Annotated in this window: 16 protein-coding genes; 6 read left to right on the top strand and 10 right to left on the bottom strand. The window is 71.7% G+C overall.

Annotated features, from left to right (window positions below):
* Position 1: 1 nt before the first annotated feature.
* Genes ACN260_RS13425 through ACN260_RS13435 form a run of 3 tightly spaced genes read right to left on the bottom strand, consistent with a single transcriptional unit; the run spans position 2 to position 3,264 of the window.
* Positions 2–2,386: an ATP-binding protein gene (locus tag ACN260_RS13425; protein WP_422756277.1), complete on the bottom strand. Its 2,385-nt coding sequence runs from the start codon at positions 2,384–2,386 to the stop codon at positions 2–4.
* Between the two features lies 1 nt (position 2,387).
* On the bottom strand, positions 2,388–2,999 hold the full coding sequence (locus ACN260_RS13430; protein ID WP_422756278.1) for a DUF6879 family protein: 612 nt from the start codon (positions 2,997–2,999) through the stop codon (positions 2,388–2,390).
* Positions 2,992–3,264 carry a hypothetical protein gene (locus ACN260_RS13435; RefSeq protein ID WP_422756279.1) on the bottom strand — a complete coding sequence of 91 codons (273 nt, stop codon included), beginning with the start codon at positions 3,262–3,264 and terminating at the stop codon, positions 2,992–2,994. Before ACN260_RS13435 ends, ACN260_RS13430 begins: the two co-directional genes overlap by 8 nt.
* A 114-nt stretch (positions 3,265–3,378) precedes the next feature.
* Here ACN260_RS13435 and ACN260_RS13440 point away from each other — a divergent pair, with 114 nt between their 5' ends.
* The 4 genes from ACN260_RS13440 to ACN260_RS13455 all read left to right on the top strand — a co-directional run bounded on the left by ACN260_RS13440 (position 3,379) and on the right by ACN260_RS13455 (position 7,610).
* A complete protein-coding gene (locus tag ACN260_RS13440; RefSeq protein WP_422756280.1) occupies positions 3,379–3,762 on the top strand; it encodes a hypothetical protein in 384 nt (127 codons plus the stop codon).
* Between the two features lie 97 nt (positions 3,763–3,859).
* The gene (locus ACN260_RS13445) at positions 3,860–6,400 is read left to right on the top strand and encodes a GmrSD restriction endonuclease domain-containing protein (protein ID WP_422756281.1); all 2,541 of its coding nucleotides are present in this window, start codon (positions 3,860–3,862) and stop codon (positions 6,398–6,400) included.
* Positions 6,401–6,435: 35 nt separating this feature from the next.
* The gene (locus tag ACN260_RS13450) at positions 6,436–6,618 is read left to right on the top strand and encodes a hypothetical protein (protein WP_422756282.1); all 183 of its coding nucleotides are present in this window, start codon (positions 6,436–6,438) and stop codon (positions 6,616–6,618) included.
* A gap of 149 nt (positions 6,619–6,767) precedes the next feature.
* Positions 6,768–7,610: a hypothetical protein gene (locus ACN260_RS13455; RefSeq protein WP_422756283.1), complete on the top strand. Its 843-nt coding sequence runs from the start codon at positions 6,768–6,770 to the stop codon at positions 7,608–7,610.
* 27 nt (positions 7,611–7,637) lie between these two features.
* On the opposite strand, the gene ACN260_RS13460 is transcribed toward ACN260_RS13455, so the two are convergent.
* From ACN260_RS13460 to ACN260_RS13480, 5 genes are all read right to left on the bottom strand, one after another.
* Positions 7,638–8,192 (bottom strand): Uma2 family endonuclease, encoded by a 555-nt coding sequence (locus tag ACN260_RS13460; RefSeq protein ID WP_422756284.1) that lies wholly within the window; start codon positions 8,190–8,192, stop codon positions 7,638–7,640.
* A gap of 61 nt (positions 8,193–8,253) precedes the next feature.
* Positions 8,254–8,670, bottom strand: a complete 417-nt coding sequence (locus ACN260_RS13465; RefSeq protein ID WP_422756285.1) for a hypothetical protein — start codon at positions 8,668–8,670, stop codon at positions 8,254–8,256.
* Positions 8,667–9,983 carry a WXG100 family type VII secretion target gene (locus tag ACN260_RS13470; RefSeq protein ID WP_422756286.1) on the bottom strand — a complete coding sequence of 439 codons (1,317 nt, stop codon included), beginning with the start codon at positions 9,981–9,983 and terminating at the stop codon, positions 8,667–8,669. Before ACN260_RS13470 ends, ACN260_RS13465 begins: the two co-directional genes overlap by 4 nt.
* The gene (locus tag ACN260_RS13475) at positions 9,980–10,300 is read right to left on the bottom strand and encodes a type VII secretion target (protein ID WP_422756287.1); all 321 of its coding nucleotides are present in this window, start codon (positions 10,298–10,300) and stop codon (positions 9,980–9,982) included. The genes ACN260_RS13470 and ACN260_RS13475 overlap by 4 nt, the downstream gene beginning before the upstream one ends.
* Positions 10,287–10,688 carry a YbaB/EbfC family DNA-binding protein gene (locus ACN260_RS13480; protein ID WP_422756288.1) on the bottom strand — a complete coding sequence of 134 codons (402 nt, stop codon included), beginning with the start codon at positions 10,686–10,688 and terminating at the stop codon, positions 10,287–10,289. The genes ACN260_RS13475 and ACN260_RS13480 overlap by 14 nt, the downstream gene beginning before the upstream one ends.
* Positions 10,689–10,965: 277 nt before the next feature.
* Between ACN260_RS13480 and ACN260_RS13485 the strand changes: the two genes are divergently transcribed.
* Together ACN260_RS13485 and ACN260_RS13490 are read left to right on the top strand one after the other, a co-directional pair.
* A complete protein-coding gene (locus tag ACN260_RS13485; protein WP_422756289.1) occupies positions 10,966–11,154 on the top strand; it encodes a hypothetical protein in 189 nt (62 codons plus the stop codon).
* 216 nt (positions 11,155–11,370) lie between these two features.
* Entirely contained in the window at positions 11,371–12,843 is a 1,473-nt protein-coding gene (locus tag ACN260_RS13490) for an SDR family NAD(P)-dependent oxidoreductase (protein WP_422756290.1), read from the top strand.
* Positions 12,844–12,866: 23 nt separating this feature from the next.
* Here ACN260_RS13490 and ACN260_RS13495 read toward each other — a convergent pair whose 3' ends face one another.
* Together ACN260_RS13495 and dinB are read right to left on the bottom strand one after the other, a co-directional pair.
* Positions 12,867–13,223, bottom strand: coding sequence for a hypothetical protein (locus ACN260_RS13495; protein WP_422756291.1), 357 nt, complete (start codon positions 13,221–13,223; stop codon positions 12,867–12,869).
* A gap of 46 nt (positions 13,224–13,269) precedes the next feature.
* Positions 13,270–14,457, bottom strand: a complete 1,188-nt coding sequence (gene dinB, locus ACN260_RS13500) for a DNA polymerase IV (protein ID WP_422756292.1) — start codon at positions 14,455–14,457, stop codon at positions 13,270–13,272.
* Positions 14,458–14,460 lie beyond the last annotated feature (3 nt).

Raw genomic sequence — 14,460 nt, forward strand, 5'->3', positions numbered from 1 at the left:
TTCAGCTGTCTCCGGTGACGTCGAGGCTGTCCCGCAGGGCGGCGGCACGGGCGTCGTCGAACCCGGCGAGCAGGTCCCGTGCCTCCCGACGCGTCGCCTCCGCCTCCCCAGGGCGACCCGCCTCGACCAGGGCGGTGGCCAGATTCGCCAGGGAGGCCGCCAGGTGCCAGGTGTCACCGAGCCCACGGTGGGTGGCCGCCGCGCGGAGGTGGAACGCCACGGCCTCCGCCGCCCGGCCCAACTCCCGGTACGCCTCGCCCGCGCCGTTCAGTGCCATCGCCTCGCGGCTGCGATCACCCAGCCGCCGCTGGATCGTGGCTGCGCGATGTGCCGCCTCCAGCGCCTCCGCCGGCCGTCCCGACGCGCGCAGCACCCGGGCCTGTTCGACCAGCCAGTGCGCCAGCCACACCGGGCTGCCGGCATCCTCGGCGATGGCGAGCGCCCGTCCGATGGCGGCGTCGGCCTCCCCGACGCGTCCGAGCTCCCGCAACGCCATGCTGAGGAAGAACAGCGAGTTGCCCTCCTGCGCCCGGTCGGCGATCTCCCGTTGCACGGCAAGCGCCCGCTCCAGCAACTCGACAGCCTGTGCCGGCTCCCCGAGTTCGTAGCGGGTCTCGGCGAGGTTGCTGAGCAGGAGGGCCTGCCAGCGTCGGCTACCGAGCCGTTCGAACCGGGTGAGCGCGTCCGTGAAATGGGCGAGCGCTTCGGTGAGCCGGCGGTGCCGCAGCCCCAGCAGGCCGAGGGCGTTCACCGACACCGCCGCACCGTGCGCGTCGCCGATGTCGCGTCGGATCGCCAACGCCGCCCGGTGGTGTTCGGCCGCCTCGTCGAGCTGACGGGCCTGGAAGTGGGCCTTGCCCAGGCTCTCCAGCGCCTCCGCCTCGCCCCGCCGGTCGCTGAGCGAGCGGGCCGCCACCAGCCCGATCCGGGCGGTGGCGAACCAGTCGTCAAAAGCGTTGCGGTGCATGAAGACGCTACGGAGGATCGCGGCGAGCTGCCCCGCCACGCGCGGCAGGTCGGCCTCGGCCGCGATCCGGGTGGCGGCGACGAGGTTGTCGCGTTCCCCGTCGAACCAGGCGTCCGCCTCGGCGGGACCGGCGAAGGCCAGCGGTACGACGCCGGCCGGTGGTTCCAGCGGCACGGTGCGGTTGAACGGCTGGGTCCGCGCCAGCGCGGCGTCCGCCGAGTGCAGATACCACTCCAGTACGCGACGCAGCGCCTCCCGCCGGCTCTCCTCGTCCTCGAACTGCCGTACCTGGTCGACCGCGTACGCGCGCAACAGGTCGTGCAGGTGGTAACGCCCGGACGCATGCTGCTCCACCAGATGGGCGGTGACCAGCGCATCCAGCGGCTGCCGCACCTGCGCGGCGGGCATCCCGGCCAGCGCGGCAACCGCCGGCACACTGAAATCCGGCCCCGGATGCAGCCCGATCAGCCGGAACAACCGGGCGGGCACGGTGCCCAGCCCACGGTAGGACCAGGCGAAGACGGTCCGCACCGCATCGGCCTCCTCGTCGTCCTCGGCGGTGAGCGCGTCCCACAGCGCCGACTCGTCGCGCAGGTCCTGGATGAGCTCCCCGAGCGGCATGAACGGGCGGCCCGCGGCCCGTTCCGCGGCGATCCGCAAGGCGAGCGGCAGGCGTGCGCAGAGCCGCGCCAACTCGACCAGCTCGTCGGGGTCGTCGCCGGCCCGGTGGTCCGCGGTGACGCTGCGCAGCAGGGCGACGGCGTCGTCCTCGGTCAGCATGGGCAGGGTGAGCCGCCGACCGCCGTCGCGGGTGACCAGACCGGAAAGCATGCTCCTGCTGGTCACGATGGTCAGGCAGGTGTCCGAGCCGGGCAGGAGCGGACGCACCTGTCGGGCGGTTGCGGCATTGTCGAGGACCAGCAGCACCCGCCGGTCGGCCAGCCGGGAGCGGTACAACGCCTCGCGGTCCTCCCGGTCGGCGGGAATGGCGGCAGCCGGGACGCCGAGCGCCCGCAGGAACCGGTCGAGCACCGCCTCCGGCCGGGTCGGCTCGCCCGGGTCGTATCCGCGCAGGTTGGCGTAGAGCTGCCCGTCCGGGAAGCGGTGCCGGGCGCGGTGCGCCCAGCGCAGGGCGAGGGAGGTCTTACCCACGCCGGCCGTTCCCGTGATCACCGAGAGGGTCACCCGGGCGTCGCCGTCGCCGGTCAGCCGGTCCAGGGCGCTCAGCTCCGCGATTCGGTTGACGAAACCGCGCACGTCGCCGGGGAGCTGCCGAGGTGGCGGCTCGCGGTCGGCCGCGTCATGGTGGAAGTGCACTCCGCCGAAGACGTCGCGCGCCTGGACCAGATCGGCGGGACCGTCCAGGTCCGACCGGTTGACGTGGCGGGGCGGCGGCTCCTGCTCGTCCCGCTCACTCACGTCAGTCGATCCGTGGTGGCTCCAGGGGCGCCACGGCGCGGGCGAAGAACGCGTCGAGCGGCTCGCCGTCGCGGTAGAGCGACTCGATGAACGACTGGCAACGCGCCACCAGCTCCGGATCGCGCCAGCGGCGGGCCGCCGCCAGCACCCCGTCGGCGTCGTACACCGCTTCGTACATGACCTCGGTGCCGAGTGTGTAGATCTCCGGTAGCACGCCGGCCGACTCGGCGTCGGCGACCCGGGCAGAGTCCACCACCCGGGTCAGGCCGCCGTACTCGTGGCGCAGCCGCAGCACGTGCAGCTCCCACTGAAGGTAGGGCGTGAGCGGCTCGTCGACGACACGTACCCGTCGGGTGGCGAAGCCGGTCTCGGCGATTCGCCGGTAGTAGTCGGCGAACTCGGAGCGGCGGCCCTCCAGGATGCGCAGCGAATCGACCCACCGGCCCTCGGCAAATGCCCGCCAGCCCTCGTCTCCGGGCTCCTTGAACGTCTGCTGCCGTTCCAGCTTCCAGAATCCCGGTGCCGACGTCTTCCAGAACCGGTCCTCGAAGTCCGCCCAGTAGTCCGCCAGGTCGAGCCGCTCGCCGGGATCGCCGCCGAGGAGGTCATGCATCGGGGATGTCCACCTTCGCCGCGACGACGGTGGAACGGGGAACGATGATCAGGCGCTCGCCCGGGTCGATCGACACCCCGTCGGGCAGCCGGCCGCGATACTCCTCCGTGGCGTCCTGCCCGATCATCGCGACGTCGCCGTTGCTCAGCTCCCAGATGTCGGGGCAGCTACCGTCGCCGGACGTGTTGCCCAACTCGTGCGACGACTCTCCCCAGCGTCGAGTGAGTTCGGCGGAGGTGTCCGCCTGCCAACGGTTCCCACTCATCTGGACCTCCAGGTGGGTTCACGAATGGAATATCGACCGTATTATCGAGTTGCCCGACTTCGTCGCTCTGTCAGCTGTCGTATTTCCGACGCAAATCGCATTCGAGGAGACCGGATGACGGACCCGATCACGCTCGCCGCCGTCACCACGCTCGTCACGTGGGGCACCACCCAACTGGCCCAGGGCGGCCGGGAAGCGGTGGGCTCCCTGGTCACCTTCCTGCGCGAACGCTTCCGGCACGAGCCGGCCGCGCAGGCAGCGATCGAAAGGGCGTTCGCAGAGCCGTCACCTGCGGCTACCCGCCTGCTGGCGGCCGTCGTGGCCGATGAGGCGCAGCGCGACCCCGGCTTCGCCGCCGAGTTCCACGACCGATGGGCGCGGGTCGAGGCGACCCTCGCCGCCGGCACGGGCGGGGTGGTGAACTCGGTATCCGGTGACGTCAGCGGCCCGGTCGTCCAGGCACGCGACATCCACGGCGGTATCTCCTTCGGCAGGTGACGGCCCGCGAGATCGCGGTAACGCTCGTTTGCCCACGCGGTCATTGATCTGGTTGTCTTGCCGGCCCAGGGACGGGTCCACAGGGGGCGGGGTCGGCATGGTCACGGCGCAGGAAACCACGTTGCAACGTCTGCTGGAGGGGGCGAAGCAATACCAGGTGCCGCTCTACCAGCGGACCTATTCGTGGACCGAGCTGCAATTCGCCCGTATCTGGGACGACGTCTGCCAACTCGCCAGGGACCGGGCCGACCACCCGGGGGCCACCCACTTCATCGGCTCGCTCGTGCTCGCGCCCAGCCCGGCCATCGGTCCGGTCGGCGTCGCCGAATACCTGGTCGTGGACGGCCAGCAGCGGCTCACCACGCTGTCCATCCTGCTCTGCGCCATCCGTGACCACCGTGCCGAGCACGAAGACCCGAAACACCGGCTCCGACTCGACCAGCAGTACCTGACGAACCCGTTCGAGGAACAGCGCTGGTTGAAGCTGGTCCCCACCCAGGCCGACCGGAACGCGTACACGGCCTGTGTGAAGTCGACGCCGCACGTCGGCGGGGACGACGCGGTGGGCCGGGCGTACCGGTTCTTCGCCAAGGCGCTGGACGCCCTCGGGACCGCCGAGGAGCCGGTCGCCATCGAGCAGATCGAGAGCGCGGTGATCACCGGCCTGGCGTTGGTGGCGATCACCGCCAAGCCCGGTGACAACGTCTACCGGATCTTCGAGTCGCTGAACAACACCGGCCTGACGCTCACCCAGGCCGACCTGCTGCGCAACTACATCTTCATGCGGCTGCCCCATCGGGGGCCGGCCGTCTACGAGTCACTGTGGCTGCCACTGCAGGAGCGGTTCACCCCGACGGAGCTGGTCCTGCTCTTCTGGCTCGATTTGGTCCACCGCGACCCCAAGGTCAAGCAGACCGAGACGTACTCGTCCCAGCAGGAACGCCTCGAAAAGCTGCGCACCGAAGCGGACGTCGAAGCCGAGGTGCAACGGTTCAGCCGCCTGGGGGCGTTGCTACGGGTGATCCTGCACCCGACCGAGGAACAGGACCCGGGCGTACGGCAGCGGTTGGAACGGCTCAGCGCATGGGGCACCACCACCGTCTATCCGGTCCTGCTGCACCTGCTCGACCGGCGGGACCGGGGCACGGCGACCTCCGAGCAGATCGCCACCGCGATGCTGTACCTGGAGAGCTTCTTCGTCCGACGGCTGCTGATCGGCCGGAGCACCATGAACATCAACCGGATCCTGCTCTCGATCGTCACCGAGATGAGCAAGAGTCTGCCGGTGGACGAGGCGGTCCGGGCGTACCTGTCGACCGGACGTAAGTACTTCGCCACCGACGCCGCCGTACGTTCCGCAGTGCGGTCCATTCCGTTCTACCTGCACGGCCGGGCACCCCAACGCAGCCTCGTCCTTCGTTGGCTGGAGGAGTCCTACGGCAGCAAAGAACCGGTCTCGTTGGAGAAGGCGACCATCGAGCATGTGCTGCCGCAGACGCTCCCCGACGAGTGGCGGCGGATGCTCGCCACCGACTGCGGGCCGGACGAGAACCTCGACGAGATGTACGAGGCGCTGGTGCACACACTGGGGAACCTGACCCTGACCGGCTACAACCAGGAGTTGGGCAACAAGCCCTTCGCGGAGAAGCGCGAGAGGCTGAAGGAAAGCGGCATCCGGCTGAGTCAGGAGATCGTGGCGCAGTCCCGCTGGGGGCGCCCAGAGATCCACGCCCGTGCCGAGGCCCTCGCCGAGCGGGTGATCAGCTCCTGGCCGGGACCGACCGCGCAGGCAGGCAACCAGTCCGAGGTGCCCTGGGACCTGATGGACAAGGCGCTGTCCGAACTGCCCGCTGGCTCTTGGACGACGTACGGTGACTTGGCTGCTCTCGTCGGCACCGCGCCGATGCCGCTCGGGATGCGGCTGGCCAACCACCCGGCCCCGAACGCGCACCGGGTGTTGCAGGCCGAAGGCACGATTGCGCCCGGCTTCAGGTGGCTCGAACCGGACCGCACCGACGACCCGCGCGAGGTGCTCCGTGCCGAAGGCGTGACGTTCGACCGGAACGGCCGTGCCGACCAGGGGCAGCGCATCGGCACCGAGGAGTTGGCGCAGCTCGCCGGCATCACGTCGGAGGAATTGCCCGAACGGGCCTTGCGGTACCGGCCGGGTCGGAACGGCACCTACGCCGAACGGTTCCTCGAGCAGATCACCGCTCGGCGGACACCGGCAGTGTCCACCGCCACGGTCGTCCTGCTCGAGGCATGGACCGCGATGGGCGGCACCCTGTCCTACGGCACCGGCGCGGAGACGTCCTGTTTCCTGATGGCGCGGCGTAGGGAACACGAGCTGGGCAGCATCTGGCCGGCGGTCATCTACCCGAGTGGAAAGTTCGAGGTGGTGTTCCAGCACCTCAGTGTTCGCACGCCGTTCAACGACATCGCCCTACGGGAAGATTTTCGGCAGCGGCTCAACCAGCTACCGGGAGTGAACATCGCCGCCGCCAGGCTCGCCCTGCGCCCGGGCTTTCCCCTGGAGGTCCTCGCCGACGCCGAAGCCCGTGAGGCGTTACTCGACCATCTCCGCTGGTTCCTTGACCAGGCACAACCGTCCACCTCGGAAGAGTCGGTCGTCGAGTAGGAGCCGCGTCGAACCGCCAGCCTTGGAGGGTGCCCGTGCCGCAGCTTGCTTTCGCCAACAGTTTCTGGCAGCGCTTCGACGTCCTGGAGAAGCCGGTCCGGGCCGGCGTCCGCAGCGACACGCTCCTGCTGCTCAACGTCGTGCCACACGACGGGGCGTACACCTGGGCGGCGAATCGGCTGGCGGCGCTCCATCGACTCCGGCCAATGACGCAATGACGGCACCGAGGTCACGCGTTCGTCCGACGCAGTGCATCTGCGTCAACTGCGGCGACACCGTCCACGGCCGGGCGAACACCCGCCAGCGTGGGCCGGACATCGCCTGGTACGCCCATTGCCGACCCTGCGCGAACCTGGTCGCCGACCAGATGCAACCGCTCGGCCTGCTGCCGGGCGGAGGCGTCGACGTCTACCGGTGCCGCACCTGCGGCAACCTCCGGGTCTGCCGTACCGGCTGGCGGACCCGGTGCCACCTCTGTCTGGACGAGCGGTCCGCAGGCCCGAGTCTCGCCGCCGGGGCACGCCTGCTGACCCGGTTGCCGGACGAACCCGCGCTCGCCGACCGGGTACGCCGATTCGCCGGCCTGGCCGACACCGACACCATCCCCACCCGGGCCGCCGCCGAGTTCCAGGCCGCGATCGCCCTCGGCGAGGAGCTCGACAGACGCCACCGCGACGGCTGGACCGACCTGGCCGGTGACGTCCACGGCCTACCGTGGTACGGCGCACGGCAGGCACCCTTCTCCCACGGGACCTGGGGCCTGCACCTGCGCTGTGGCTCGTGGCAACGGCTGCGCGACCGCACCTGCGCGAAGTGCCCACCCGAGCCCGAGGACCGGACCTTCGCCGCGCTGCGCGACACGCCGTACCTGCTGTATCTGGTGCGGTACCGCGGATTGCTCAAGTTCGGCGTCGGCGGGGCGAGCCGGGTACGGCAACACCTGCGGGCGGGTGCCCAACTGGTCGAGGTCATCGAGGGTCGGCACGCGGACGTCATCGAGGCGGAGGCGGACCTCAAGCGGCAGAAGCGGACGGCAGGGGAGCCGTTGCGCTGGTGGCGTACCCGACGGATGCCGGAGTCGTTCGGAGCGGGCACCGAAGTGGTCCGGAACGGCGTGCGGATCAGCCTCGGCGACTACCTGCGCGACGGAATCGACGTGACCAGCCGCTTCACGAACACCCTCGACACGACGCGGGACAGTGCCCGATGATCGGCAGGGCCCCGGATTCCGGTTCTGTCAGCCGAGATCGTGTTCTGCCGGATCGGTGTTGAGGACCCAGGCGAGTGGCATGGTCGCCCGCACGGCGTAGTGACCGCCGTCCAGACGGTGCATCGTCACCGTCTGCGCCTGATCCTGGTCGACCATCCAGTACTGGGGGATTCCTGCGGCGGCATACTCGCTGCGCTTCGTCACGGTGTCCACGCCTTCGGAACCCGGTGAGACGATCTCGATGACGAGCAGCACGTCAGCAACTGGAAGCCAGACCCCGTCGGCCTGTTCCTTGCTCCACACCACCAGGTCCGGAATCCGTCCACCGACGCCTCCGTGCCGTCCCGGAATGCGCAACCCGACCGCTTGGGCGACCCGGTCCGCCGGTACGCCGCCCTGGGCGAGCCACAGCATCAGCCGGGTCGCGATGATGGCATGGGCGTATCCCGGCGGCGGCATGATCGAGAGGACTCCCTCGGGACTGATCTCGTACCGGTGGTGTTCGTCCGCAGCCATCATCGCGGTGAGATCGTCGAGCGTCACGACAGGGGGCATGTGTCTGCCGACCGCCTCCGAACTCATGGCACACATCGTACCGGTCAGTGAGCCGGGCACCCGGCAGGCCGCGCCTCATCGTCGGAGGTTATGCGACGTGTGGGGGCGACGGCCGGTGGTAGCCGAGGAGCCGCATCGCCTCCTTGCCAGCCGCACGAAGGTCCTCGACCGGCAATTCAGGAACGTGATAGCTGCTTCTCCGTATGGTGGCCAAGAAGTCCTCGGGAAGGCGTACGTGGTAGGTGGTCACGTAGAACCGCAGGTCGTCGCGCCAGAGCCACTCGCCGTCCGTCATGACGGAGGCGCCGCCCACCAGATGCCGGTCACTACCGAGGACGTCCGCCTCCGCGCCCATGACGTCGATCAGGCCGTGCCCGTCGCGGAGATAGCGCACCACATCCTCGACGTCAGGTAGCGGGCCTGTGCCCAGGTGAGCGCTGATGCTTTCGGCATATACCTCGGCTGGGTCCGGACCGAGTTCACGGAAGAAGCCCACTGTCTTCATCGACGGCCTTCCGGTCGTGGGTCGAATGTCCTCCATGCTCCACCGGCCTCGATGACAGGTGGCTCCGGTTCCGCCGCCCACCGTTCCGTGCCCACTCTCTTCGTCGGCGCGATCACGGTCACGCCAAGCTCGTCAGCGACCTGCTGTCCGAGCGGGACGCCGTTGATTACACCGGGATCAATCGAGCCCGAGTAGCAGGAGACCAGTCGTACGGGGCCCCCGTCATAGGCCGGATTCTCTCTGATTGCGGTAGCGATCTGTACCGCGCTGGTCGGGTTCCCGTCCATGTCCGCCCCCTCGGCAGAGACCTTACCGGGGAGGAAGTAACCCTTGTCCGTGCCGTGGACGACCACATCGTGGTGCCCGTCGAGAGGCAGAACCTTCTCGCTGTTCCGCATCGTGCGTGCGTCGTACCCGACGGTCGTGGAGTGGTTGGTGTGGTAGACCGGATCACCGGCCGGGAGATGGGAATCCGGCCGTTCCTCCGGGGGGTGTGGCCTGGATCGTGGGTCGGCCCAGTCACGGCGTGAGCCCATCCGATCGGTCGGGCCGATCCGAGCGAGCCGGTTGAGGGCCTGCTTGAGCTTTTCGATGAGGTCGCCGAGGTGGCGTAGTTCCGGCAGTAGCCGCCGCAGGCTGGCCAGCAGCCCGCGCAGCAGCCGGGCGATCCGCGCGGCCCACGAGCCCACCAGCGTGGTCACCTGCTCCACCACCCACGGCGTGGCGAGCCCTCCGGTGGCGAGCAGTTCGCCCGCGTACACGATGAGGCGGGAGACGCAGGCGGCGATGGCGTCGCGGACGAGGAGCCGGACGGCGGCGACGAGGCCGGCGGCGGCCTCGGTGGCGGTGGCGAGGGTGTCGGCGCCTTCGGCGAGACCGGTGATGGCCCGGTGCTGCTCGGTGGCCCAGGCCCGGTAGGCGGTGCCGGCGCTGCCGCCCCAGCCGGTGACCTCGGTGCGCACCGCCTGGGTCAGTTCGGCGGCGTCCTGCCGGAGGGCTACGGCGACGTTGCGCCAGGTCTGGGCGTGGGCGGTGATCTGTGCGGGGTCGCCGGCGAGCCAGTCGAGGGCTTCGCTGAGCGGCCTGACGTGTTCGATGAGCCAGGCGATGCCGTACTGGAGCAGCGCGCCGACCGGGTCGGAGACGAGGGCGAGGGCGTCCAGGCCGGCGCTGACCACGCCGAGGCTGCCGTCGATCCAGCTGCCGGTGCGCACGCCCTGGGCGATGAGTTCGATGTCCTCGCAGATCCAGATCCCGGCCCACGCGCCGGGGCCGGCGTCCGACGGCGTGGCGACCAGCGGGTTGCCGGTCACCGGCCGTCCCGTATCCGGTCGAGGTGTCGGGCGGCCCGGGTGTCGGCGGCCCGGTAGCCGGCGGCGCTGGACCGCAGCTTCGCGGCGGTGTCACGAACCGATCCGGCGGCGGTGCCGACGCCGTCGACCAGGGTCTGCTGGAGGCCGCCGAGCAGCACCGGCATGATCGCGCAGAGTTGCCCGTACGCATCGGCGTCGAGCCGGACGTGCCGGCCGGCCCTGCCGGCGGTGTCGAGGCTGTCGGCGCAGCGGTCGAGGTGGGCGGCGTGCCGGTTCAGGTCGTCCGGGTCGACCCGGATGCCGTCACCGGTGGGCATCCGGCGTGCCCGGCCCGGCGTCGAGTCGCCGCCGGTGGGACTCGATGATCGCCCGGGTGGCCGGGTCGTCGGCGCCGAGGGCCCGGGTGGTGGCCTCGGTGAGCTGCCGCAGCAGGTCGGTGCGGGCGGCCCGGGTGGTGGCCATGATCTGCCGTGCGGTGTGGGCGGCGGAGTGCTGCCGGGTCTGCTCGTCGAGCCGCAGGTCGACCAGCAGGCCGGTGGAGTCGACGGTGACCTCGATGGTGCGGTCGGAGCTGCGGGCGGTGCCGGTCAACGCCTGGGTCCGGGCTGCCAGGGTCCGCGCCCGTTCGGCCTGCCCGGCGAGCGACGACTCCCATTCGTCGAGCCGGCGTGCCGCGGCGTCCAGTGCCGACTCGTCCGCCCACATCCGACCCTCCCCAGGGGATAGTGGCCGCCTACGCCACCTTGCCCGGCGGTGTCGGCCCGCCGTGGTCGACCGACCCGACGTCACCGACACGGTAGCAACCGGTTACGCGCGGCAGTGTCCCGTCGGGGACGGGCCTGGCGACCGGCGGTGCCGCTGTCCGTCCCTCATCGCTTCCCGGGGGTTGCCGGGCGGCCCCCAAGCGTCCATTATGATCACAGCGCGTATCGGCAAAGATGCCCTCGGTAGTCGCGCACCCCCTGAGTGAAGGGATCCCCGCGTGAACTGGATCGCCCGGACGGGCCTGCCGCTGCGGCGGCGGGGCCCGGGAACGACCACCCCCCTGCGTGCCGTCCTGGCCGCCCTCGCCGTCCTGGTCGCGGGGGTGGCCGCGACGTTCACCGTCGCCACGCCGGCCAGCGCCGCGACCACGACGATCCGCAGGAGTTCCCCGATCCCCGCCGGCTAGGTGATCATCACGGAGGGGTCCTCGGCGTCCTGCCCGTACAGCTTCCCGAGCACCCGCGGCATCAAGCTGCCCCGTAGGGCGGTCCCGCCGGCCGGCGGTGGCCCAGCTCACCGCCGCCGCCGTGCGTGCACGTCGCGCCGACCCGACCCGGGTGCGTAGAGTTCCCGGGTCGGGCCGGCGGTCGGCCCCGGACGCGAGGGCGGGACGATAGCGGACATGACGGTGGACAACGTCGGACAACCGGTCCCCGACGCCGGCACTCCCGGTGTCGACCAGGGCGACCTGGCGGCCGCGCTGCGGGTCTTCGCGGCGCTGGAGTCGCTGCCCAGCGACCACCCGGACGTGGTGCGGGTGCAGCGGGCCACCGCCCGGCTGTTCAAGATGGTGAAGCAGCGGCGACGTGAGGAGCGGCGGGACGCCGTCCTGGCGCACGACCGGGCCGTGACGGCCGCCACCGCCACCGGCGCCCCGGGGCGGATCGACGACGAGACCAAGGGCATCCCGCTGGCCTCACCCACCGCCGGGGACACCGCCGGGACGCTGATCAACCCACGCGGCTGCTACATCTGCAAGACCCGGTACCGCCAGGTGGACGCGTTCTACCACCAGCTCTGCCCCGACTGCGCCACCGTCAACCGGGAACGCCGTGACGCGCGGTGCGACCTGACCGGGCGGCGGGCGCTGCTCACCGGGGGCCGCGCCAAGATCGGCATGTACATCGCGTTGCGCCTGCTGCGCGACGGCGCGCACACCACGATCACCACCCGGTTCCCGCACGACGCGGTCCGCCGGTTCACCGCCATGCCGGACAGCGCCGACTGGCTGCACCGGCTGCGCGTGGTCGGCATCGACCTGCGCGATCCCGCCCAGGTGGTGGCGCTGGCCGACTCGGTCGCCGCGCAGGGCCCGCTGGACATCCTGATCAACAACGCCGCGCAGACCGTACGCCGCACCCCCGGCGCGTACGCCCACCTGGTCGCCGCCGAGGCGGCGGCGCTGCCCGAGGGACCGCTGCCGGAACTGCTCACCTTCACCGGCGGCCGGGGCGTCACCCTGGCGCTGCCCGAGGGCACCCTGCCCACCCCCACCCCCACCATCGCCCCGCACGCCCTCACCGCGCTGGCGTTGACCGGCCGGTCCGCCACGCCGGAGCGGATCGCCGCCGCCACCGCCGTCGACGCCGGTGGGCTCGCCCCCGACCTCGGCGACACCAACAGTTGGGTGCAGCGGGTGCACGAGGTCGACCCGGTCGAGCTGCTCGAGGTGCAGCTGTGCAACGTGACGGCCCCGTTCGTGCTGGTCAGTCGGCTCCGGCCGGCGTTGGCCGCCGCGCCGACCGGGCGGGCGTACGTGGTGAACGTGTCGGCGATGGAGGGGCAGTTCGCCCGGGGCTACAAGGGGGCGGGGCATCCGCACACCAACATGGCGAAGGCGGCGCTGAACATGCTCACCCGTACCAGCGCCGAGGACATGCGCGCCGACGGCATCCTGATGACCAGCGTCGACACCGGGTGGATCACCGACGAGCGCCCGCACCCGACGAAGATGCGCCTGGCCGACGAGGGGTTCCACGCCCCGCTGGACCTGGTCGACGGAGCCGCCCGGGTGTACGACCCGATCGTGCGTGGCGAGCGGGGCGAGGAACTGTACGGCTGCTTCCTCAAGGACTACGCCCCCTGCGCCTGGTGAGCGGCGCGGGGCGGCCGGTGCGGTCAGGCCACCCGGGGGACCGGCAGCATGCCCCGGTGGGCGGTGCCCGAGATGTCGCCGGTCTGGTCGACCGCCGGTGACCGCGGCGCGACCCGGGCGGTGGCCGGCCCGGCGGCGGGCGGGACGGCCGGCAGCACCGTGGTCGGGATGAGCGTCGCCTCCACCTCGGCCAGCACGGTGCGCAGCCGGGACACGTCGTCGACGGCCATCCGGAACGACCCCCGGCAGGTGGTGCCGCTCCACAGGGACAGCACCACCGCACCCCGCTCCGGGTGGTAGCTGACCCGCATCGTCCGGTCGTCGCCCCGTACGTCGGTGAACAGGTCACCGAAGCTGGGCATCGGCAGTACCTCTCCCATCGACCCAGCATGCCCGAGCCGACGGTGCCGGGGAAGCCCCGACGGATCAGTCGGGCAATCGGGGCATCTCCAGGCCGGGACGGCGGCCGAGCAGGGTGGCCCGGGTCAGTGCCGCCGCACCGAACCGCTCGCGGACGGCGTCGACGGCGGTGTCCAGCCCGATCTCCCGGTCGGGGGTGAACGGCAGTTCGGGTTGGACCGGGGCGTCGTCGAGGTTGCCCACCGCCACCCCGACCAGGGTGATCCCCCGGCGGTCCAACTCGGGTCGGGCGGCCCGCAGTAGCGATTGGGCGGCGGCCAGCAGCGACGCCGTGCGGTCGGTGGCCCGGCGCAGGGTCCGCGACCGGGTGGCCGCGGTGTAGTCGGCGAACCGCAGCCGCAGGGTCACCGTCCGGCCGGCCCGGCCGGCGGCCCGCATCCGGCGGGCCACCCGGTCGACCAGCCCGGCCAGCGTCGCGTCGACGTCGGCGGGGGAGTGCGGCCCGGCCCCCAGGGCGTGCTGTGCGCCCATCGACGACCGGCGGCGGCCCACCTGCACCGGCCGTGGGTCGCGGTTGTGGGCCAGCGCGTGCAGGTGCCGGCCCGCGCCCGCGCCGAGCAGCGACTCCAGGGCCGGGACGTCGAGGCGGGCCACCTGACCGACGGTGTGGACGCCCCGGGCGCGCAGCTTCGCCGCGGTGACCGGGCCGACGCCCCAGAGCCGCTCCACCGGCAGCGGGTGCAGGAACGCCAGCTCGCCGTCGGGTGGCACCTCCAGCAGCCCGTCCGGCTTGGCCACCCCGCTGGCGACCTTGGCGAGGAACTTGGTCCGGGCCACCCCGACGGTGATCGGCAGCCCGACCTGGTCGCGGACCGTACGGCGCAGCCGGGCGGCGATCTGCACGGGTGGCCCGCAGAGCCGGCGCAGCCCACCCACGTCGAGGAACGCCTCGTCGATGGAGAGCCCCTCCACCCAGGGGGTGGTGTCCCGGAAGATGGCGAACACGGCCCGGCTCGCCGCCGTGTACGCGGCCATCCTCGGCGGCACCACGACCGCTCCGGGACAGAGCCGCCGGGCCTGCCGGCCACCCATCGCGCTCTGCACCCCGTACGCCTTCGCCTCGTAGCTGGCGGCGAGGACCACCCCGCCGCCGACGATCACCGGACGGCCGCGGAGGCGGGGGTCGTCCCGCTGCTCGACCGAGGCGTAGAAGGCGTCCAGGTCGGCGTGCAGGATGCTGGCTCCGGTCGACACCGC

This window comes from Micromonospora sp. WMMD708, assembly GCF_049315245.1.
Lineage (GTDB): Bacteria > Actinomycetota > Actinomycetes > Mycobacteriales > Micromonosporaceae > Micromonospora > Micromonospora wenchangensis.